Source organism: uncultured Bacteroides sp. (assembly GCF_902491285.1).
Classification (GTDB): domain Bacteria; phylum Bacteroidota; class Bacteroidia; order Bacteroidales; family Bacteroidaceae; genus Bacteroides.
In genome coordinates this window covers 15640-37319 of sequence record NZ_CABUHK010000050.1, presented here as the reverse complement: position 1 = coordinate 37319, position 21680 = coordinate 15640, and the positions used below count along the sequence as shown (strand labels likewise).

The window sequence follows — 21680 nt, the reverse complement described above, 5'->3', positions numbered from 1 at the left end:
ATCAGTCGTTGTTTCTTTGTTTCACAGCTTCGTAAATCAGGATACCGGCAGCAACAGACACATTGAGGGATTCGATTGTTCCCAACATCGGTATCTTCACCCATTCGTCACAGAGTGCCAGGTTATCATAAGAGACTCCCGTATCTTCCGCACCCATAATGATGCATAACGGTCCTGTATAATCAGCTTTCGTATAGTCGTAGTCTCCTTTTTCCGTAGCAGCAACAATACGGAAACCGCTATCCTTCAAGTATTGCAGAGTCGCACGCAGATTTTGCTCACGACATACCGGAAGGGTATGCAATGCCCCTGCAGAAGTTTTCACAGCATCCGCATTCACAGAAGCACTGCCACGAGCCGGAATAATCACAGCGTCTACGGCTGCACATTCACAGGTACGGGCAATTGCACCGAAATTGCGTACATCGGTCACTCCGTCAAGCATGACGAAAAACGGATTCTTCCCTTGTTCGAACAAGAAAGGAACGAGATCTTCCGTCTTCTGATAAGTTACGGATGAAATGAAAGCCACCACACCCTGATGATTTTTCCGGGTGATACGGTTAATACGCTCCACCGGAACACGCTGAACGGGTATCAGCAGACCTTTCAAAGCTGCAAAAAGTTCTTTGGAAAGATCACTCTGAATGTCTTTCTTTACCAGAATCTTATCAATCTCTTTACCAGCCTGAATGGCCTCTATCACGGCACGAACGCCGAAAATCATTTCACTTTTATCAAGCATCTATGTTAATTTACTGTTTTATAATTTACTATTTATCAGTTGCGGGCAAGCAGGGCTTTGGCATTGCTAAGGGCAGCTTCGGTCAATGTAGCACCACTTAACATGTGTGCAATCTCCTCTACCCGTTCCTCGTCGGTGAGACGTCGGATGTGGCTGTTGGTTTCCGTATCGCTGTCCTTCTTATATACTTTATAATGGGCCCCTCCCCGGGCAGCTATCTGCGGCAGGTGAGTGATACTGATAACCTGACGGTTCTGTTCGCCCATTTCCTGCATCATGTCTGCCATGCGGTCGGCTATTTCACCGGATACTCCGGTGTCAATCTCATCAAATACGATAGTCGGCAGTTTCACGGCTCCGGCAATCATTGCTTTGATAGACAGCATGACACGCGCTATTTCACCTCCCGAAGCGACGGAAGAAATGTTCTGCAACACACCGTTCTTGTTGGCAGAAAACAAGAAGCTGACAGTATCTTCTCCCTGTAATCCGGGTTCTTTCTTTAACCCCATTTCCACCTGGAAACGGACATTCGGCATTCCCAACGGTACCAACCGGGCTGCCAACTGTTTTTCTACCTCACGCGCAGCCGCTGCACGGGCTTTGGTCAGCACTTCCGCCTGCTGCTTGACCTGTTTATATTGTTCTTCCTTACGTTCTGTCAGTTCGGCAATGCGCTCATCGTAAGAAGTGATAGCGGACAACTTGCCACGATATTCCTCCGTCAAAGCAATCAGTTCCTCAAGTGTCTGCACACGGTGTTTCTGTTGCAGGGAATAGATCATGTTCAGACGATCGTTCACCTCATCCAGCCTTGTAGGATTGAACTCGATAGACTCACCTTGCGAAGATACCTCCTGCGAAATATCTTTCAGTTCGATATAGGCACTTTCCATACGTTCGGCAAGTTCCTTGGCAGGCTGATAAACTCTTTGCAAGTTATTCAGCGTATTGAGACTGTCCTTTAAATAGGAAAGCAATCCTCCTTCGTCCGAAGCAAAAGACTGTTCCACCCGATAAAGCCCCGCCTTGATCTCCTCCGCATGACTTAACATTTCAGCTTCTTGTTCCAGTTCCTCCTGCTCTCCTTCGGCAAGATGAGCTTCTTCAAGCTGCTCCAGTTGAAAACGGATATAATCTTCATCAGCACGGCTTTTCTCAGCCAGTTCCATTAACTCGGACAGCTCTCTTTCAGTCTGTTTCCACCCGGCATAACGAGAGTGATATTTCTCCAGTGCCGCATCATTATGTGCAAGAATGTCGAGCACATTCAACTGAAACCCTTCCTTATTGAGCAACAGGTTCTGATGTTGCGAATGTACATCAATCAACTGTTCGCCCAACTCTTTTACCTGCACCAAAGATGCGGGAGTATCATTAATAAATGCCCGGCTTTTACCGGATGCCTGCACTTCACGGCGCAAGATGCACTCCTCATCATATTCCAGCTCGTTCTCCTCAAAGAACGGGCGCATACCATACGCTGAAATATCAAAACGTGCCTCTATTACACATTTGGAAGCCCCCCGGCGAATGGCCTTCATATCCGCCCGCTGCCCAAGCAACAGACCGATTGCTCCCAGAATAATTGACTTTCCGGCCCCCGTTTCACCTGTTATAACGGAAAAGCCTGTTTCAAAACTGATGTCCAGTTTCTCTATCAATGCGTAATTCTGAATGTATAATGAACGTAACATTTGGATCAGTGAAAGTTAAGGGTTGAGAGTTAAGAGTTTCAATTCATCAGACAGACGATCGATAATATCTTGAGCTACTTCCGTTTTTGATTTCAGGGGGTAGTCAGTACGGCCTTTTCTGTCTATTATACTTATTTTATTCGTATCGCAACGGAATCCGGCTCCCGCATCATTGAGCGAATTAAGTACAATGAAGTCGAAGTTCTTGCGTTCGAGCTTTCCTTCGGCATTCTGCTGTTCATTGTTCGTTTCGAGGGCAAAGCCTACCAACAACTGATTCTTACCTTTCAACGCTCCCAGACTTGCCGCAATATCTTCGGTTGCCTGAAGATGCAGAGTCAGTTCTTCCTCCTTCTCACGTTTAATTTTCTTATCGGCTACCACCTCCGGACGGAAATCGGCTACTGCCGCACAAAGAATACCCGCATCGGCTTCGGCAAAGTATTTTTTCGACGCTACCGACATTTCGCCGGCAGACTCTACATCAATGCGACGAATGCGGGAATGTTGTGTTTTCAGTTGCACGGGTCCCGCTATCAGTGTCACCTGCGCTCCACGACGTGCACATTCTTCCGCGAGGGCAAACCCCATTTTTCCGGAAGAATAGTTGCCGATAAAACGGACAGGGTCAATCTTCTCATAAGTCGGCCCGGCTGTAATCATTATTTTCTTACCTTGCAGCTCACCGTTTGCAGAAAAAAATTCATCCAGCACACGGATGATATTCTCCGGTTCCTCCATACGTCCCTTCCCTACAAGATGACTGGCAAGCTCACCCGTACCCGGCTCGATAATATGATTGCCGTAAGAACGAAGTATCTCCAGATTCTTCTGAGTGGCAGGATGAGCATACATATCGAGGTCCATAGCCGGAGCTACAAACACCGGAGCTTTCGCCGAAAGATAGGTCGTTATCAGCATATTATCAGCTATCCCGTTTGCCATTTTGCCAATGGTAGAGGCAGTGGCGGGAGCTATCAGCATCGCATCTGCCCACAGTCCGAGGTCAACGTGGCTGTTCCACGTTCCGTCACGTTGGGCAAAGAATTCACTGATGACCGGTTTGCTGGTCAAGGCCGATAGAGTAATGGGAGTAATAAATTCTTTTCCCGCCGGAGTAATCACAACCTGCACTTCCGCTCCTTGCCTGATAAGTCCGCGGATGATATAGCAAGCCTTATATGCGGCAATACTGCCGGTAATTCCAAGAATTATCTTTTTTCCTTTTAGCATTATTTCGTAATCAAATTACTCATTTCACGCAAGCGGATCTTAGTCAAGGCCGCCTTCGTATTCAGCGTGAAATCACTATTCAAAATCCAACTGTAATATCCGGGGTCTTTCTTCAACACCTCGGCTACCGACATTCCTTTATACTTTCCGAAGTTGAACACTTCCGTTCCATTATCATCGTAAACCATACGTCCTGCAAAATCTACGTTTTTGCTGAAACTGGAATAATCGGCAAGGAATGCGATGTCATTCTGAAGATCCGGATAACGGTCGAGCTGTGCCTTCAGCACCTCGTATGTAGCCCGTGTATCCGCTTCGGCAGTGTGCGCATCTTCCAGATTCTTCTCGCAATAGAACTTGTAGGCTGCGGACAGGGTACGTTGTTCCATTTTATGAAATATCACCTGTACATCCACAAATTTACGTTTGCTCATATCAATGTCCACCCCGGCACGCAGAAATTCTTCTGCCAGCACAGGAATATCAAAACGGTTGGAATTGAATCCGGCCAGGTCGCATCCTTCAATGTCGCGGGCAATATTCTTTGCCACTTCCTTGAAAGTCGGGCAATCTGCCACGTCAGCGTCATAAATGCCATGCACGGCGGAAGATGCTTCGGGGATGTGCATTTCGGGATTGATGCGCAGAGTTTTCGCTTCCTCATTCCCGTTCGGGTAAACTTTCAAATAACAGATTTCAACGATTCGGTCTGTGTTGATATTGGTTCCTGTCGTCTCAAGATCGAAAAAGACAATAGGGTTTTTCAGATTTAATTTCATTTTTATTCATTTTGTTTCACAACAGAGGACGCGGAGGACATAGAGAGTAAATGAAAGGAATGTCATTCAAATTATCCTCTGTGTCCTCCGTGTCCTCTGTCGTGAAATGTATATTAATCGTTCAACATCATCGGCATTAACAACATCAGCAGGTCTTCATTTTCTTCCTGTTCCACCGGTACGATGACACCGGCACGTGAAGGATCGGCAAGTTCGATAACAACTTCGTCTGCCGAAATATTGTTAAGAATGTCGATTAGGAATGTAGACTTGAATCCGATGCTCATTGCCGCACCTGCATACTGGCAGACTTGTGTTTCTTCGGCAGAAGTGGAGAAGTCGATATCTTGTGCGGAAATCACGATCTGGTTCTCCTGCATACGAAGTTTAATCAAGCTGCTGGCCTGTGACGAGAAAATAGACACACGGCGCAAAGCTCCGATCAGCTGTTGCCGGTCGACCGTCACTTTATGCGGGTTGTTCTGCGGAATTACAGAGTTGTAGTTCGGATAGCGTCCTTCGATCAGACGGCATACCATGCGATAGCTATCGAGCATAAACACAGCGTTGCGTTCATCAAATTCGATCGTCACAGAGCCTTGTTCCTTCGGCAGAAGGTTTTTGAGCAATGTAGCCGGTTTTTTGGGAAGGATGAAGGCAGCACGTTCGTTACCCTTGGCAGCCAGCGTCTTGCAACGTACCAGCTTGTGGCCGTCCGAAGCCACCATTGTGATATCTTCTGTTGTAATATCGAAATAAATACCGTTCATCACCGGGCGGAGTTCGTCGTCGGCAGTAGCGAAGACCGAGCGGTTGATTCCCCCCAGCAACACTTCCGCTTCCATTTCCACACGAACTGCGTTGTCACCCAATGTAGCCGATTGCGGAAATTCGTCCGCATTCTGTCCCATTAGGCTGTATTTCCCATTCTGGTACTGCACTGTTATTTCGTAGTTGTCCGGATTGATCAAGAACGTGAGAGGTTGTTCCGGAATTTCTTTCAGTGCGTCGAGCAAAGTTTTCGCTACTACGGCAAAACGCCCGTTAGTATCGCTTTCATTCACTTCTACGGTAGTAACCATTGTAGTTTCACTGTCAGATACAGTCACAGACAATGTTCCGTCTTCCAGTTCGAAGAGGAAACAATCGAGAATTGGCAGCGCATTTTTTGAATTAATCACACGGCTGATGGCCTGTAAATGGCTGGAAAGAGCAGTACTTGAAACGATAAATTTCATATATTTTCGTGTATTTAAGTTTTAAATGTTCTATCGCACAAAGTTACGAAAAAAGATTGGGGCTACCCAATAAAAACAAAAGAAAAAAACAGGCTTTGTGTGAAGGATATTACTAAAAAATTGTAACTTCGCCGCAGAATTTAAAATTATTGCAATGGAATTTACAGGAAAAATCATCGCTATCCTCTCTCCGAGAGGCGGAGTTTCAAAAACTAGCGGCAACGAGTGGAAATCACAAGAGTACGTAATCGAAAACCATGACCAATATCCGCGTAAAATGTGTTTCGACGTGTTTGGCGCAGACAAAATCGAGCAGTTCAACATTCAAATGGGCGAAGAACTGACCGTATCATTCGACGTTGACGCCCGCCAGTGGAACGACCGTTGGTTCAACAGTATCCGTGCATGGAAAGTGGAGCGTGTAGGCGCAGGTGCTCCAATGACTCCGGGTGCTCCCGTTCCTCCTCCGGCTCCTGCCGCTACTCCGGAATTTACTCCGGGTGATGCCAAGGACGATCTGCCTTTCTAAGCCGAAAGTATTCCGCTTGACGATACAGATAAAAAAACTCCCGGTGAGAATGATTCTTGCCGGGAGTTTTTTTATACCCGCACTTTGTAAAGATTCCTCCGTGGGCTAAGCGTTCTTCATCCCGGGGCCGGACGACGCTCCGCTGCGGGACGGGAAAAATCCGCCCACGACTTACGGGAGAAACAAAGCAATATCAGCAACAGCAGTTCCCCCGAAAAAAATTCAACCAGCAACAGCAGTTTTATCTTTCTTTTTCTTTCTGTTTCTATTCTTTCTCTTATACTCTCTTCTCTTCTCTTGGCTTATGGTTCGGTTATGGTTCGGTTTTCGCGCCCTGCCAGAAGGCGTTTCAGAAGTTTTATTTTTCGAAAAAAGAGCGATATTTTTTTTATTTGTTTTTTGTAGGTTTTCCGTTGTTTTTCCATAGTTTTTTCCACTCTTCCAGTCAGGATATTCCTGTTCGAGAACGTCCTTTTTCCGTATAGAAAAACAGCCTTTCAGATGAGTTTTCCGAATGGACTTTACTCCGATTTATACCGCAAAACAATATTGGGATATATCACTCCGTCAGCACAAGTAAACTGGGCAAAGAGTATAAAATTACGAAAAAATTCGGAGTTGCGCAGGAAGAAATCCGGCACGAAATGAATTTGCTTTGCTGCCTGATGAAACAGATGATCGAAGTCTGCCATTAACATGAAATGGTAGGAATCGGACAAGTTATCCATTCCTGTCCGGTATGCTATCGCTCCATTGAGCACCTCGCCTTTATCCAACTGGCGTATGTAACGGGACAGACTATTTTCATCGGGCGCCAACAGCAAACGCCCTTCATAAAATGTGGCGTATGTATGCGATGTCGGTTCGGCAAAACCAGTTAGTTGCGTAAACAACGTTGTTTGAGGCAGGCGATAGACGGGGTAAGCTTTATTGGCAGTATAACAAAAAGTTATCAGGGGTGTTTTTCCCCGTTCTTCGGTAGAAACGGTGTTGATAAGAGATCGCAGCATCCGTTCCGCTTCCGTCACGTCCGACACCGACAGGCTCAGAACCGCCGCCGCTTCCTGCAACGTATCTTCACGCTGGAAAAGACAGGCAACCAGTTCCTGTCCGGCATTCTCCATTAGATAATGAGACAACTCCCGATTCCTATTCCGCACGTCACTGGTACGAACGCCCGTCTCCTGCATATCTCCATAAGAAAGCAGAGATGCCCAGTCCGTGACTCCCTGTTTAGTGAAATAGAAAGCGGTGGAAGGCAATGCCTCACCCGGAAATCCTTCCACTGATTCCTGCTGACGAAGCACATTCATAAACGTGAAGCAAGTATCCGTTTCGTGACAGACACCCGTAAAATAAATGAAATCATCCCGCAGCTTCATATCAAACTCCGTCCAGCCCATCATACCTTCCAAATGGGCATAAACAGTGGCAACCGCCGGACTTTTCTTCGGGGTGGCCGCTTCTGCAAAGGTAGGATCGTCCGCCAATGATTTTCCGGTCTTGTGAGCATCAATAACGGTTTCTATCAACTTCTTCTGATAACTCAAAGCCATAAAATCGGATGTCAGGTAGCATGCCAGAAAATCCCCGTCCGCCATAGGATAAATCGTTATATCCTCTCCCTTATATTTGAAAGTTTTCGGTGGATAAAGAGATGAGACATACTTCTGCACGAAACGGTCAATCAGTTGCCGGTCGCCCTCCCCCAATCTGCAATATAGCACCTGGTTATGAATATTGTCCGGCTCATGAAAACTAATCAACATTTGATTCATTTGCCGGCTCAATCCGTGAGGCGCTTCTTCCTGAAGGGTATAAAGATACTGTTTCAGATACGAAAACAGTTTGGATACATGAAGATATTGCTGATTTTTACTACAAGCCAGATCGTCTACTTCCGCCACAAATTCCAGTATGTCATCAGTGACAAAAACTGCCGAAGCAGAGGGCGGAACCAATTCGTAGAGATTGAAATCCTTTTTTCCTTCGGCGGCCGACAGCCTGAAAAAAGAGTACAAAGCGAAACCTGCGCACAAAAGTACAACAGAAGAAGTGATCGCTATTTTCACTATCGTACGAAGTTTCATAATATTCGCTGTTTATCGGCTAAGTGCAAAAATAATAATTTCTACAAAGAAAACAAAACTTTTGCTAAATATTTCACCGGAAATCAAAGAAGGATTTCCAATCCGTCGTATGCCAGGTGAATATTCTCCGGGAGTTTCCGTTCCACCTCTGCATGCAAGCCCATATCATGACTCATGTGTATAAAGTATGTTTTCTTCGCCCGAATGCGCTGCGCAACCGCCAACGCCTCCTCCAAATCCTGATGTGTGGGATGCGGGGCTATCCGTAGTGCATTCACTATCAAAACATCTATTCCGGCTAATTGTTCATACGATTCTTCGGGCATAGTCAGCATATCGGTGATGTAGCCGAGCTGTCCGATGCGGTAACCCAGAATCGGCAGCCGCCCGTGCATCACACGCAAAGGTATGACCTCCGTAGTATTTATAAAGAATTTCTGCCCGACCGATATTTCCTGCAAAGGAATATCGGGAACACCCGGGTAGCGATGATCTACAAAACAGTAGGGCATACGCAAGCGCAAAGCGTCCGACACGTATTGTTCCGCATAGATAGGCACAGAACCGAAACGGCAGAACGGACGCAAATCATCCAGCCCGCCCACATGGTCATAATGTTCGTGAGTAATCAGCACACCGTCTATCCTTTCAAAAGGCAGGCGTAAGACCTGCGTCCGAAAATCGGGACCGCAGTCAATCAGTATCCGTGCATCGCCTGTCTCTACAATAGCAGACGTGCGCAACCGATTATCTTTCGGGTCGGCAGAAGTACAGACCGGACACGTACAGCCAATCTGAGGGACTCCCGTCGATGTTCCACTTCCAAGTATTCTTATTTTCATTTCTTTCAGACGAAATTTACTTCCGGATGTATATCTATGCCGAACTTCTCACGGACAGAAGCCCGCACCGCATCCGAAAGCGCAATTATATCACTACCTTTCGCTCCACCGCAATTCACCAGCACCAAGGCTTGCTTATCGTGTACAGCCGCCGGACCTAAGGCTTTCCCTTTCCACCCGCACTGATCGATCATCCAGCCGGCGGGAATCTTCACCCGTCCTTCCGGCAGTTCGTAGTAGGGCATTCCCGGATATTCCTGCTGTAAAGCTTCCAGCTTCTCCCTCGGCACAATCGGGTTCATAAAGAAACTACCGGCATTTCCCATTACTTTCGGGTCGGGCAACTTAGCCTCACGAATATCAATAATGATTTTCCGGACGACAGGCAAAGTCAGCGCAGGATATTTTTCAAGTTCCTGACGAATCGTTCCGTAATCGAGCATATAATGTTCCTCTTTACTAAGCCGGAAGCAGACATGAGTCACAAAAACGGATTTGTTCTCAGGACGTTTGAAGATACTGTTGCGATAGGCATAGCCACATTCTTCAACAGAATAAACGCGTTCCCGCCCCTGAATGTTCACCGTTTCCACGGTTGTTATCAAGTTCTTTACTTCCACGCCGTAGGCTCCGATATTCTGCACAGCGCTTGCACCTACCTCGCCGGGAATGAGTGAAAGATTTTCAGCTCCATACCACCCGTGTTCTACACAATATGCCACAAAATCATCCCACACCACACCTGCGCCTACACGCACGGAAACAGAGCGCTCGTCTTCCTCCGCCACTTCGATTCCTTCGATACGGGAGTGCAACACCACTCCTTCATAGTCTTTGGTAAATAACAGGTTGCTGCCGCCGCCAATATGCAAAAAAGGTGTCGTAACGGCACCTTGCTCAATCAACGTCTTCAGTTCTTCCACCGAAACATATTCAATGAAACGGTTGGCACTGACGTCAATGCCGAAGGTATTGTAGGGTAAAAGAGAATACATCGTTTAAAGTTATATAGTTATTCTATTCGTTATATGTCGATAAATGCAGACTGTTATATTCGCTATCATCAGATGCTTACATCTTCAAATTTATATAGCTCCCATTCGCCTGCTTTCCGGCGAAAATAAAGAATATTCGAAAACCCGTTTCCGATTCCTTTCAGTGCCAGGATTTTAGTTGGCGATCCGTCATCATTCCGTTGCCCGTAATTGATATTCGAAAGGCGTTCGGCAGGCAATGCCGGCTTGAAGGCAAACCACTGGTTCAAATCGAGAGTAGTCTCCAGCACAGAGAAATCATCGTCCGGATCGGTAGTAACAAAAGCCAATGGCTCACGCACACGCTGGCTCTGGAAAAGGCTGTCGGTAGCGAAATGGCCGAAGAACTCCACAAAGTCCTCGTTTTCATCCCGTTCGATAGGACGCAGATTGATAGCCTCCAGAATCCACGCTCCCTTGATACGCTCAAAGTAATATTTCTTCATCATCCGTGTCTTCACGAATATCCACTCCACTTGCACGGAAGTGAGAGAGGTATCTCCTACCAAGTCCATGTCTTCCTCTTTATCAAACAGGAGCGTATAATAATGCTGTTTGGTAAACAGGTTGTCGTGCTTCCAGTTACGTTCCTCGATATTCGCCTTTTTATCTCCGTTGTAGTAGGGCAACGGAAATTTCACACGCTGACGTTGCAACACATCATCGGAAGCAAAATTATAGATGAAATCGTCGAAAGATTCGTCAGCCTGTATAGGCTGCGGATCTTCCGGCAATTCATCCAGGTGGATTGAATCGGCTTTGTGCCGGATAGAATCCACCTCTTGAGTAATAGATGCGAAGGGGTCAATCTTAGCTTTTTTATTGCTACAAGCACCCAGTAAACCGAGTAATATGACCCCTGCAATTAGTTTTTTCATTATTTTAATTTCTCTCTAAGCTTTTCAAGCATATCCACCGTCATGCTTTCCAGGTCATAAGCCGGCTTCCAACCCCACTCTTCACGAGCACAGGTGTCGTCCAGGCTGTCGGGCCAACTATCGGCAATGCGTTGTTTCAACGGGTCTACATCGTAAATCATCTGAAACTCCGGCACATGCTTTTTGATAGCTTGATAGATCGTCTCCGGATCGAAACTCATAGAGGCGATATTGAAAGCATTGCGGTGTATCAATTTTGTCGGATCAGCTTCCATAAGCGTAATCGCTGCATTCAGCGCATCCGGCATATACATCATATCCATTAAAGTGCCTTCTTTGATAGGACACACAAATTTTTCACCTTTTACAGCCGAATAATAAATGTCGACAGCGTAATCGGTTGTTCCTCCACCCGGAGGGGTTACGTTCGAGATAATGCCCGGGAAACGGACTGCACGAGTGTCGACACCATATTTATTAAAATAGTAGTCGCTCAACAACTCAGTTGTCACTTTAGTAACTCCATACATGGTACGCGGACGCTGAATGGTGTCCTGCGGCGTCTTCGTATGAGGTGTACTTGCACCAAAAGAACCGATTGAACTGGGGGTAAACACGGCACATCCCTGTTCGCGCGCTACTTCCAATACATTCCATAGCCCATCAATGCCAATCTTCCAAGCCAGCTTCGGCTTCGATTCGGCTACCACTGATAGCAAGGCAGCCAGATTATACACTGTGTCAATGTGGTATTCTTTCACCACAGACGCAATCATTTCCCCATTAGTCACGTCGACAATAGCCGCCGGTCCTGATTCTTTCAACTCTCCCTTAGGTTCTGCACCCGGGATATAACCAGCTACCACGTTTGTGTTACCATAGCGTTTACGTAGCTCCATCGTTAACTCGGAGCCGATCTGTCCGGTGGCTCCAATAATCAAAATGTGTTTCATTTTTTCTTCGTACTTAAATTATTAAGCTAAATAGCGCACAAAGTAAGCACTTTTTTTTCAGATTTTAATCAAAAAGACATTGTTATTCCAAGAAAAATTGTGTCCTTTGTAATCGAACTTAATTACTCAAACACTATGTACGGTAAAATGAAAGATTTTCTCAGCCAAACATTGGCTGAAATTAAAGAAGCCGGTCTTTATAAAGAAGAACGACTAATTGAAAGTGCGCAGCAAGCTGCCATCACTGTAAAAGGTAAAGAAGTGCTGAACTTCTGCGCTAACAACTACCTGGGACTGTCCAATCACCCCCGATTGATCAAAGCTTCCCAGGAAATGATGAACCGACGCGGATATGGTATGTCCTCCGTTCGTTTCATTTGTGGAACACAAGATATACACAAAGAACTGGAAGACGCTATTTCCGACTATTTCCAAACAGAAGACACGATTCTATATGCTGCCTGCTTCGATGCAAACGGTGGTGTGTTCGAACCGCTTTTCTCGGATCAGGATGCCATTATCTCGGATTCTCTGAACCATGCTTCTATTATCGACGGTGTACGTCTTTGCAAAGCTAAACGCTATCGTTACGCCAATGCTGACATGAACGAGCTGGAGAAATGCCTGCAAGAGGCACAAGCTCAACGTTTCCGCATTATCGTCACAGACGGCGTGTTCTCTATGGACGGCAACGTAGCTCCCATGGATCAGATTTGTGACCTTGCCGAGAAATATGATGCGCTGGTTATGGTAGACGAATCACACTCTGCCGGCGTGGTAGGCGCTACCGGACACGGCGTAAGCGAACTCTACAAAACTCATGGTCGTGTGGATATTTACACCGGTACGCTGGGTAAAGCTTTCGGAGGTGCTTTAGGAGGATTTACTACCGGACGTAAGGAGATTATTGACTTACTGCGCCAACGCAGCCGCCCGTATCTGTTCTCCAACTCATTGGCTCCGGGCATTATCGGTGCAAGCCTGGAAGTATTCAAGATACTGAAAGAAAGCAATGCGCTGCATGACAAACTCGTGGAGAATGTAAATTACTTCCGCGACAAGATGACTGCTGCCGGATTCGATATCAAACCGACACAAAGTGCTATTTGCGCTGTCATGCTGTATGACGCGAAGTTGTCACAGATTTATGCCGCACGTATGCAGGAGGAAGGTATCTACGTAACCGGATTCTATTATCCGGTAGTTCCGAAAGACCAGGCACGTATCCGTGTACAAATCTCTGCCGGACACGAGAAGGAACATCTCGACAAGTGCATCGCTGCCTTTATCAAAGTAGGTAAAGAACTCGGTGTACTGAAATAAAAAAACATTTTCTTTTCTTCCATTGTTATTATTGTAATCATAAGGATTTGATTATCGACAATAACAATGGAAGATTTTTAATTTATATATGGAAGAACTTACTCTCACCACCCCTGCTCTGCTTTTCTCCGCAGTTTCACTGATATTATTGGCTTACACCAATCGTTTCTTATCGTATGCACAACTTGTACGCCAGCTGCGAGACCGCTATATGGAAAACCCTTCGGACATCACCGTGGCACAGATTGAAAACTTGCGGAAACGACTGAACCTGACACGTACCATGCAAGGGCTGGGCATTGCAAGCCTGTTTTTCTGCGTAGTGAGTATGTTTCTGATTTATATCGGACTGCAATTATTATCCGCTTATGTCTTCGGACTGGCTTTGATTCTGCTGATCGCATCTCTGGGCGTATCTTTCCGCGAGATTCAGATTTCTACCCGTTCGCTGGAGATCTATCTCGGGGCAATGGAAAAAGGACACAAAAAATAGATTATTCATCTGCAAATCCGCACACTATTACACATGAAATGAAAAAGAAGCTGTCCGGAAATAAATCCAAACAGCTTCCTATATATTATAAATATATTTTCAGACTATTATCAACGTTGTCCCAACTGTGAGTCAACAAAGAAGATACCGGTGTCACCGGCTTTCTTGATCTTATCAACGATTCCCTGTGCAGTAGCTTCTTCTTCTACCTGTTCGCGAACGAATCCCCACAAGAAGTCCTGAGTTGCTTTGTCCTTCTCAGCGGCAGCCACGTCAACCAGTTTGTCTACCAATGCAGATACATGGCATTCGTGTTTGTAAACGTGTTCAAACACTTCCAACGGAGTACCCCAGCCGTTAGGAACGACATCAATCTTGTCGACCATTGCAGTTCCACCACGCTTGATAATATAATCAGCCATTGCATAAGCATGTCCCATTTCTTCCTGAGACTGTTTCTTCATCCAATGTGCAAAACCGCTGAAACCTTCTTTCTCAAAGAAGAAAGACATTGCCAAATACAGGTTAGACGACCACATTTCTGCTGTGATCTGTTCATTGATTGCCTTTTGTAATTTTTCTGAAATCATAATCGTATCTTTTTATTAAGTTGTTAATGTAGTTTCTTATTGAACTAATTACAAAAATAACAAGATTTCAGTTAAAATTGTTCCGACTCCCCTGTATTTTTAAACTACATTCACATTTTATTTACACCAACTCGTCAGAAGTATATCCTTTCGGCAACTCACGACAGTTGTAGCCGGAAGCCATAATCTCGCCGTAGGCACCTGCTGAGCGAAGAGCTATCAAGTCGCCTCGCTTCACCTTGTTCAGATCGATCACTTTTCCGAAAACATCCGACGATTCGCAGATAGGCCCTACTACATCATAAGATTCTACCGGTTCTTCAGAAGTGATGTTTTCCATTTTGTGGTATGCCTGATATAAGGCGGGACGGATCAAGTCCGTCATGCCTGCATCAAGGATAGCGAATTTCTTTTTCGCTCCCTGTTTCACATATAACACTTTGGAGATCAATGAACCGCATTGGCCAACGACTGCACGCCCCAACTCAAAATGCAGAGTCTGATAAGGACGCAGTTTCAGTTGTCCGGCATAGGTTGAGAAATAATCCTTAAAGTTGGGAATTGGCTGACGGTTGGGATGTCCGTAATCAATGCCCAAGCCACCGCCTACATTGATGTGTTCCACCAGAATGCGACGGGCTTCCAGCTTATCCTGCAATTCGTTGACACGGTTGCAAAGGGCAATAAAGTCACCCATATCCAGAATCTGAGAACCGATGTGAAAGTGAAGTCCGATGAATTTGACATGCTTCATTTCTACTGCCACATCTATCACTTTATCCATATCCTGCATACTGATTCCAAATTTGTTCTCGGCCAGGCCGGTCGTAATATTGGCATGAGTATGCGCACCGACATCGGGATTGATACGGAAAGCCACATTGGCTATCTTATTTTGAGCAGCAGCAAGTTCGTTTATCACTTCCAGTTCAGGAATAGATTCTACATTGAAACAGAAGATTCCGTATTCCAGTCCGAGGTTAATCTCCCAATCGGCTTTGCCTACTCCCGCAAAGACAATTTTGCTTGCAGGAAATCCGGCACGGATAGCAGCACGGATTTCTCCACCACTCACACAATCTGCTCCCATACCGCTTTCACGGATAATGGTAAGCACTTTCGGATTGGCGTTTGCTTTTACTGCATAGTGTACGGAATAGTTAGGATATTTGGCAACCTCCTGGTTGATAGCCGACAATGTATCACGCAGCACTTTCGTATCGTAATAATAGAAAGGTGTCTGCAAAGTACGGAACTTATCGATTGGAAATATTCCTTTCATAACTCAAAAAACTTGTTTAGTTAGTTAAAAAAGAGCGCTTTTATCAGTTTGGTAAAAGCGCTCAATATAATTTGTGGAATTATTTGTTGTTGAAAAGCATATCGCTCAGCGACTGTAATGCTGTCTTCTTGTCACATTCCCGAATGAGGAAAGAAATGTTGTAGTTACTTCCTCCGAATGAAATCATTCGTACCGGTATGTCACGCATGGCGTCAAGCGCTTTTGCTTCGAAACCGACGTTCTCCCACTCCAGGTCGCCCACGACGCAGATGATACACATTTCTTTGTCGACGGTCACTGTACCGTATTTCTTCAAGTCATCCAGAATCTCGTTCAGGTGTTTCGTGTTATCTATCGTGACAGACACACCGACTTCCGAAGTACAAATCATATCGATCGAAGTCTGGTAACTTTCAAAGATTTCGAATACTTTGCGCAGGAAACCATGAGCAAGCAACATACGGCTTGACTTGATTTTAATGGCCGTAATGTTATCTTTTGCAGCTACAGCTTTGATTTTCCCTTTCTCTGTGTCATTAGAAATTAATGTCCCCGGAGCATGCGGATCCATTGTATTCAACAGACGTACAGGGATATTGGCATATTTAGCAGGCTGAATGCAGGTCGGGTGCAGAATTTTTGCACCGAAGTAAGCCAACTCGGCTGCTTCTTCAAAATGCAACTGGCGAACCGGGGCAGTCTTGTCGACAATGCGCGGGTCGTTGTTGTGCATTCCGTCAATATCTGTCCATATCTGGATTTCGGAAGCATTCACGGCTGCACCAATCAAGGAAGCTGTGTAATCGCTGCCACCACGTTGCAGGTTATCGATCTCGCCATAAGCGTTGCGGCAGATGAAACCTTGTGTGATATAAATATCCATATCCGGATAAAGTTCGAGCTGTGCCTGCAGTTTCTCCTTAATATATACAGGGTCCGGTTCTGCGTTCTTGTCAGTACGCATGAATTCCAAAGCCGGAAGCAATACTGACTTCACACCACATTCCTGCAGATAGAAGTTCACCATAGCCGTAGAGATAAGCTCTCCCTGTGCCAAAACCACTTTCTCTTCGAACAAAGTGAAAAGGTCTTTAGTGTAGGAGCGGATGTAGTCGAAGTGAGACTTGATGACTTCCAGACCTTTCTGTTTATACTCCTGAGTTGCGTACAGTTCATCAACGTGCTGTTTATATTTAGCCTCCAGCTTATTGATAATCTCGTTGGCACCCTCCGGATTCTTCTTATACAGATAGTCCGAAATTTCCACCAATGTGTTTGTCGTACCTGACATAGCTGAAAGGACAACAATCTTCTGTTCACCATCGGTAATCAATTTGGCTACTTCCTTCATGCGCTGAGCAGAACCTACGGAAGTTCCTCCAAACTTTAAAACTTTCATTTTCGTTACTGTTTTAGTTATCTATATTTAAATCTATTTCTATTGTTCTCTGTCGGGGCATATATTCGTCGGTCACATCGGTGATATGATGTTCGGCACAACGGTATACCCTGCCGGGATATTCTTTCAGTAATTGCAGATTGTGCGTCGTCATCACTACGGACGAACCGGTTTCACAAATGTTGTGCAACAATTCTACAATGGACTTACCTGTCTCTACATCCAGGTTTCCGGTCGGTTCATCCGCCAGAATGATAGCCGGAGAATTGAGTACGGCACGTGCGATTACGATACGCTGCTGTTCGCCGCCAGAAAGCTCGTTAGGGATTTTATAGCCTTTATTGGACATCCCCACTAAATCAAGTACTTCCTCAATACGTTCTTTTATCTCTTGTTTATTCTTCCAGCCGGTGGCACGAAGTACAAACTCCAGATTATTGTACACAGTACGGTCTGTCAACAGTTGAAAATCCTGAAACACAATGCCTAACTTCCGGCGTAGCTGCGGGATATGCTTACGTTTGATAGAGCGCATATTATAGCCCAGCACTTCCGCATCACCGTCAATTACGTCCAGTTCGCCATACAAGGTCTTGAGCAGACTTGTTTTTCCGGAGCCTACTTTTCCTATCAGATAGACGAACTCTCCTTTGTGCAGTTCCAGATTTACACCACTTAGCACACAGAGTTCCTGCTGATGTATTTCTACGTTCTTATATTGAATTAATGCTTCTTCCATGTACTGCTATGTCTTTCCTGCAATTCGCGTGCAAGGTCTTCGATGCGGTAACCTTTTGAAGTTAATAATACAATCATGTGATAAATCAAATCGGCTCCTTCGTAAATCAAACGCTCATTGGTGCCGTTTGTTGCTTCAATGACAGTTTCTACTGCTTCTTCGCCCACTTTCTGTGCTATCTTATTGATTCCAGATTCGAACAGACTGGTCGTATAAGAACCTTCCGGCATTTCTTCATGACGTTTGTCAATAAAATCCTGCAATGCTTTCAGAAACATGACCGGTTCTTCATTCTTTTCACCCCAACATGTATCCGTACCTGTGTGGCAAACCGGACCTACCGGATTCACCTGTATCAATAACGTATCATTGTCACAATCGGCCTTGATAGAAACGACGTGAAGGAAATTGCCGCTCTCTTCGCCTTTCGTCCAAAGACGGTTCTTTGTTCGGCTGAAAAAAGTTACTTTTCCGGTTTCTACCGTTTTATCATAAGCCTCTTTATTCATGAAGCCCAGCATCAGGACTTTACATGTTTCGTTGTCCTGTATGATAGCCGGAACGAGTCCGTTCATCTTATCGAAATCCAATTCCATTTTATTTTAAGTTCTTAATTTACTTATTCGCTAATTATGTGCAATTATCCTATGACAAATCCTTCGCCGCAGCCTAAAAGCCTGTTTTTGCAACGCAACAATTACCTAATGGTAATTCCTTCGCCGCAAAGATACGATTTTAATTCGGGAATTTTTATTTCTCCGAAGTGAAAAACACTGGCAGCCAGTGCCGCATCTGCTTTTCCTTGCAAAAAAACGTCACGGAAGTGCTCTTTGCAGCCTGCACCTCCCGAAGCAATCACAGGAACCGAAAGTTGTCCAGCCAAAGCGGCAAGTGCCTCGTTCGCATATCCGGTCTTTACTCCGTCATGATTCATGCTCGTAAAAAGGATTTCTCCGGCCCCACGTTCCTGTGCTTCTTTTGTCCAGTCAAACAGATCCTTGTCAGTTTCAATACGTCCACCATTCAGGTAGCATTTCCAGCCTTTTTCCGTTTGCTTGGCGTCTACTGCCAACACACAAACCTGCGAACCGAAATTCTTGGCAATCTCGTCAATCAACTGCGGGTTGCGGATAGCAGACGAATTGATAGAAATCTTATCGGCGCCGGCATTCAACAGACGGTCCACATCACTCAATTCATTGATTCCACCGCCTACGGTAAACGGAATATTGATATTGGCAGCAATCCGTTTTACCAATTCCGTAAAAGTCTTACGCCCCTCATGGCTGGCAGTAATATCCAGGAAAACAAGTTCATCAGCTCCCTGTTCACTATAAGCACGTCCCAATTCCACCGGATCACCGGCCTGGCGCAAATTTACAAAATTCGTTCCTTTCACGGTTTGTCCGTCTTTGATGTCCAGACAAGGCACTATTCTTTTTGCTAACACAATCCTATTTTTATTTACTGTTTGACAATTCAAAATCAGACTTTCAAAAGTCTCAATCCAAAAAGATTCTCAAGTCTTGCAGGGTGAGATGTCCTTCATAAAGAGCTTTTCCAAAGATTACTCCGGGCACTCCGGCTTCGTTCAAAGCAATAATGTCATCGACATTACTTACCCCACCGCTGGCCATTAGATAGAGATCGGGGAATTTTTCCAGCATTTCTTTGTACAAGTCAATAGAGGGTCCTTTCAGCATCCCGTCGCAACTGATGTCCGTGCAGATCACTTTCCGGACACCTTTATTTATATAGTCTTCGAGGAACGGGAAAAGTTCACAGGCGCTTTCGTCTTTCCAACCGTTTACGGCTATCTTATGTTCCTTTACGTCCGCTCCCAATATGATTTTCTCACTTCCATACACTTCCAGCCAATGACAGAACAGTTCGGGGTCTTTCACGGCAATACTGCCGCCCGTCACCATTTGCGCACCGCTTTCGAAAGCTATTTTCAAATCTTCATCACTCTTTACTCCGCCGCCAAAATCTATTATTAAGGAAGTACGGGTAGCGATTTGTTCCAATACCCGATGATTGATTACATGGTGAGAAGCAGCTCCGTCCAAGTCCACCACATGAAGTCTGCGAACACCGTTCGCTTCAAATTCCTTGGCAACTTCCACCGGATTTTCGTTATATACTTTCTTACTGTCGTAATCTCCCTGGGAAAGGCGTACACACTTTCCGTCAATAATATCAATGGCTGGAATAATTTCTATCATCTATTATTTATTTGCTATTTGACAATTTACAGTTCTCTTATTACTACCTCTTTCCAATCTGTTCAACACCGCTTTTTATCCCCTCAAAATGTTTATTATAAACGATGAACGAGTTTATTATAAATATGGTGGAGTTTATTATAAACGGTGACATAGTTTATTATAGATTCAGAAAGTTCGTCAGAATCTTCTCTCCCGTCTTACCGCTTTTCTCCGGATGAAACTGGGTGGCATAAAAGTTATCTTTATGCAAGGCAGCACTAAACGGATGAATATAATCAGTCGTAGCGGCAGTAAAGTTGCAAGTCGGCACATAAAAGCTATGCACGAAGTAGACAAATTCTTCTTCGGTAAATCCTTCAAAGAGTTTGCTATTCGTTTTGCCGATTGTATTCCACCCCATGTGCGGCACCTTATCTTCGTGCCTTTGCGGAACAAAACGTTTCACATCCACATCAAAAATATTCAGGCAATCCACTTCTCCTTCTTCAGAATAACGGCACATCAACTGCATACCGAGACAAATTCCGAGCACAGGCTGACGCAGGTTCTTTATCAGTTCGTCCAATCCTGTCGCTTTCAAGTGGTTCATGGTAGTTTCCGCCTCTCCTACTCCGGGGAAAATTACTTTATCGGCCGACTGGAGTTCTTCTTTATCGGCAGTAATCACTGCTTCCACCCCCAACCGTTTCAATGCATAATCCACAGAACGGATATTGCCGGCATTGTATTTTACGACTGCTACTTTCATCAGCTAAATATTACTGTTTTATTTTTATAGGCCAAAACTTTACGTTCAATGTGCTTCTGTACCGCACGCGAGAGAACGATTTTCTCCAAGTCCTTTCCTTTGTTTACAAGATCTTCAATAGAATCTTTATGAGTGATACGCACTACATCCTGTTCGATAATCGGACCTGCATCCAACTCTGTCGTTACGTAATGGCTTGTTGCACCAATAATCTTCACACCTCTCTGGAAGGCGGCGTGATATGGTTTCGCACCGACGAACGCAGGAAGGAAAGAATGATGAATATTGATTATTTTATTCGGATAAGCATTAATCATCTGTTCGGAAATCACTTGCATATAGCGTGCCAGTACGATAAATGTAATTTTATGTTTGGCAAGCAGTTCCATTTCCTTACGCTCCTGTTCTTCTTTTGTCTCTTTAGTAATAGGGAACAGATAGAAAGGGATACCGAAACGTTCGGCTACATGTTGCAAATCGGGGTGGTTGCTTATTATAAGAGGTATCTCCACATTCCACTCTCCGGCTGTATAGCGAGCCAGCATATCAAAAAGACAATGCGACAGCTTAGAAACGAAAATTGCCATACGCGGTTTTACATCCGAAAAATAAAGGCGGAAATCCATTTCGTACTTTTGGCCGTAAAGTGTTCTGAAATAATCTTCAATCTTTTCCTGGGGAACCAGAAAGTCTTTCAATTCCCATTCAATACGCATGAAGAAGATGTTTTCTACATGGTCTACATATTGATCCAAATAGATAATATTTCCTTTGTTTACCGTAATAAAGTCTGTCACTTCCGCAAGGATTCCCGGTTTGTCGGGACAGTGCAATAACAGTTTGGCTGTTGTCATCATTCT

At 45.0% G+C, this 21680-nt stretch carries 22 protein-coding genes; 3 read left to right on the top strand and 19 right to left on the bottom strand.

Features of this window, described 5'->3' with window-relative positions:
* Position 1 precedes the first annotated feature (1 nt).
* From rlmB to dnaN, 5 genes are all read right to left on the bottom strand, one after another.
* Complete coding sequence (gene rlmB / locus RDN93_RS13665; RefSeq protein ID WP_005678128.1) at positions 2-745, bottom strand: 23S rRNA (guanosine(2251)-2'-O)-methyltransferase RlmB; 744 nt, start codon at positions 743-745, stop codon at positions 2-4.
* Positions 746-780: 35 nt separating this feature from the next.
* Positions 781-2442, bottom strand: a complete 1662-nt coding sequence (recN, locus tag RDN93_RS13660; RefSeq protein WP_005678127.1) for a DNA repair protein RecN — start codon at positions 2440-2442, stop codon at positions 781-783.
* A gap of 15 nt (positions 2443-2457) precedes the next feature.
* Positions 2458-3675 carry a bifunctional phosphopantothenoylcysteine decarboxylase/phosphopantothenate--cysteine ligase CoaBC gene (coaBC, locus tag RDN93_RS13655; RefSeq protein ID WP_055256315.1) on the bottom strand — a complete coding sequence of 406 codons (1218 nt, stop codon included), beginning with the start codon at positions 3673-3675 and terminating at the stop codon, positions 2458-2460.
* A complete protein-coding gene (locus RDN93_RS13650; protein ID WP_005678125.1) occupies positions 3675-4454 on the bottom strand; it encodes a 3'-5' exonuclease in 780 nt (259 codons plus the stop codon). The genes coaBC and RDN93_RS13650 overlap by 1 nt, the downstream gene beginning before the upstream one ends.
* Before the next feature lie 113 nt (positions 4455-4567).
* Positions 4568-5692: a DNA polymerase III subunit beta gene (gene dnaN, locus RDN93_RS13645; protein ID WP_005678124.1), complete on the bottom strand. Its 1125-nt coding sequence runs from the start codon at positions 5690-5692 to the stop codon at positions 4568-4570.
* Positions 5693-5846: 154 nt separating this feature from the next.
* Between dnaN and RDN93_RS13640 the strand changes: the two genes are divergently transcribed.
* Positions 5847-6221, top strand: a complete 375-nt coding sequence (locus RDN93_RS13640) for a DUF3127 domain-containing protein (RefSeq protein WP_005681370.1) — start codon at positions 5847-5849, stop codon at positions 6219-6221.
* Between the two features lie 521 nt (positions 6222-6742).
* Here the strand turns inward: RDN93_RS13640 and RDN93_RS13635 are convergent.
* From RDN93_RS13635 to RDN93_RS13615, 5 genes are all read right to left on the bottom strand, one after another.
* Positions 6743-8311: a DUF3352 domain-containing protein gene (locus RDN93_RS13635; RefSeq protein WP_055173653.1), complete on the bottom strand. Its 1569-nt coding sequence runs from the start codon at positions 8309-8311 to the stop codon at positions 6743-6745.
* A gap of 83 nt (positions 8312-8394) precedes the next feature.
* Positions 8395-9153 (bottom strand): MBL fold metallo-hydrolase, encoded by a 759-nt coding sequence (locus tag RDN93_RS13630; protein ID WP_005678121.1) that lies wholly within the window; start codon positions 9151-9153, stop codon positions 8395-8397.
* A 5-nt stretch (positions 9154-9158) separates the two neighbouring features.
* Entirely contained in the window at positions 9159-10148 is a 990-nt protein-coding gene (gene murB / locus RDN93_RS13625) for a UDP-N-acetylmuramate dehydrogenase (RefSeq protein WP_055173654.1), read from the bottom strand.
* A 68-nt stretch (positions 10149-10216) separates the two neighbouring features.
* Positions 10217-11065: a DUF4348 domain-containing protein gene (locus RDN93_RS13620; protein WP_005678118.1), complete on the bottom strand. Its 849-nt coding sequence runs from the start codon at positions 11063-11065 to the stop codon at positions 10217-10219.
* The gene (locus RDN93_RS13615; protein ID WP_005678117.1) at positions 11065-12018 is read right to left on the bottom strand and encodes an NAD-dependent epimerase/dehydratase family protein; all 954 of its coding nucleotides are present in this window, start codon (positions 12016-12018) and stop codon (positions 11065-11067) included. The genes RDN93_RS13620 and RDN93_RS13615 overlap by 1 nt, the downstream gene beginning before the upstream one ends.
* A 135-nt stretch (positions 12019-12153) precedes the next feature.
* On the opposite strand from RDN93_RS13615, the gene kbl reads away from it, so the two are divergent.
* Entirely contained in the window at positions 12154-13341 is a 1188-nt protein-coding gene (gene kbl / locus RDN93_RS13610; protein ID WP_055173655.1) for a glycine C-acetyltransferase, read from the top strand.
* 88 nt (positions 13342-13429) lie between these two features.
* Positions 13430-13834, top strand: a complete 405-nt coding sequence (locus tag RDN93_RS13605; RefSeq protein WP_005678115.1) for a DUF2721 domain-containing protein — start codon at positions 13430-13432, stop codon at positions 13832-13834.
* 110 nt (positions 13835-13944) lie between these two features.
* Here RDN93_RS13605 and RDN93_RS13600 read toward each other — a convergent pair whose 3' ends face one another.
* The 9 genes from RDN93_RS13600 to purU form a co-directional block, all read right to left on the bottom strand.
* Positions 13945-14424 carry a ferritin gene (locus RDN93_RS13600; protein ID WP_005678114.1) on the bottom strand — a complete coding sequence of 160 codons (480 nt, stop codon included), beginning with the start codon at positions 14422-14424 and terminating at the stop codon, positions 13945-13947.
* A gap of 121 nt (positions 14425-14545) precedes the next feature.
* Entirely contained in the window at positions 14546-15706 is a 1161-nt protein-coding gene (lysA, locus tag RDN93_RS13595) for a diaminopimelate decarboxylase (RefSeq protein WP_005678113.1), read from the bottom strand.
* A gap of 79 nt (positions 15707-15785) precedes the next feature.
* Entirely contained in the window at positions 15786-17105 is a 1320-nt protein-coding gene (locus RDN93_RS13590; protein WP_005678111.1) for an aspartate kinase, read from the bottom strand.
* Between the two features lie 13 nt (positions 17106-17118).
* On the bottom strand, positions 17119-17844 hold the full coding sequence (locus RDN93_RS13585; protein ID WP_005678110.1) for a cell division ATP-binding protein FtsE: 726 nt from the start codon (positions 17842-17844) through the stop codon (positions 17119-17121).
* Positions 17829-18440: a bifunctional phosphoribosyl-AMP cyclohydrolase/phosphoribosyl-ATP diphosphatase HisIE gene (gene hisIE / locus RDN93_RS13580; protein WP_005681378.1), complete on the bottom strand. Its 612-nt coding sequence runs from the start codon at positions 18438-18440 to the stop codon at positions 17829-17831. Before hisIE ends, RDN93_RS13585 begins: the two co-directional genes overlap by 16 nt.
* A 101-nt stretch (positions 18441-18541) precedes the next feature.
* Entirely contained in the window at positions 18542-19294 is a 753-nt protein-coding gene (hisF, locus tag RDN93_RS13575) for an imidazole glycerol phosphate synthase subunit HisF (RefSeq protein ID WP_005681379.1), read from the bottom strand.
* 52 nt (positions 19295-19346) lie between these two features.
* Complete coding sequence (hisA, locus tag RDN93_RS13570; RefSeq protein ID WP_005678106.1) at positions 19347-20069, bottom strand: 1-(5-phosphoribosyl)-5-[(5-phosphoribosylamino)methylideneamino]imidazole-4-carboxamide isomerase; 723 nt, start codon at positions 20067-20069, stop codon at positions 19347-19349.
* A gap of 160 nt (positions 20070-20229) precedes the next feature.
* Complete coding sequence (gene hisH, locus RDN93_RS13565) at positions 20230-20820, bottom strand: imidazole glycerol phosphate synthase subunit HisH (RefSeq protein WP_055173656.1); 591 nt, start codon at positions 20818-20820, stop codon at positions 20230-20232.
* On the bottom strand, positions 20820-21677 hold the full coding sequence (gene purU / locus RDN93_RS13560; protein WP_032837811.1) for a formyltetrahydrofolate deformylase: 858 nt from the start codon (positions 21675-21677) through the stop codon (positions 20820-20822). Before purU ends, hisH begins: the two co-directional genes overlap by 1 nt.
* Positions 21678-21680: the final 3 nt, after the last annotated feature.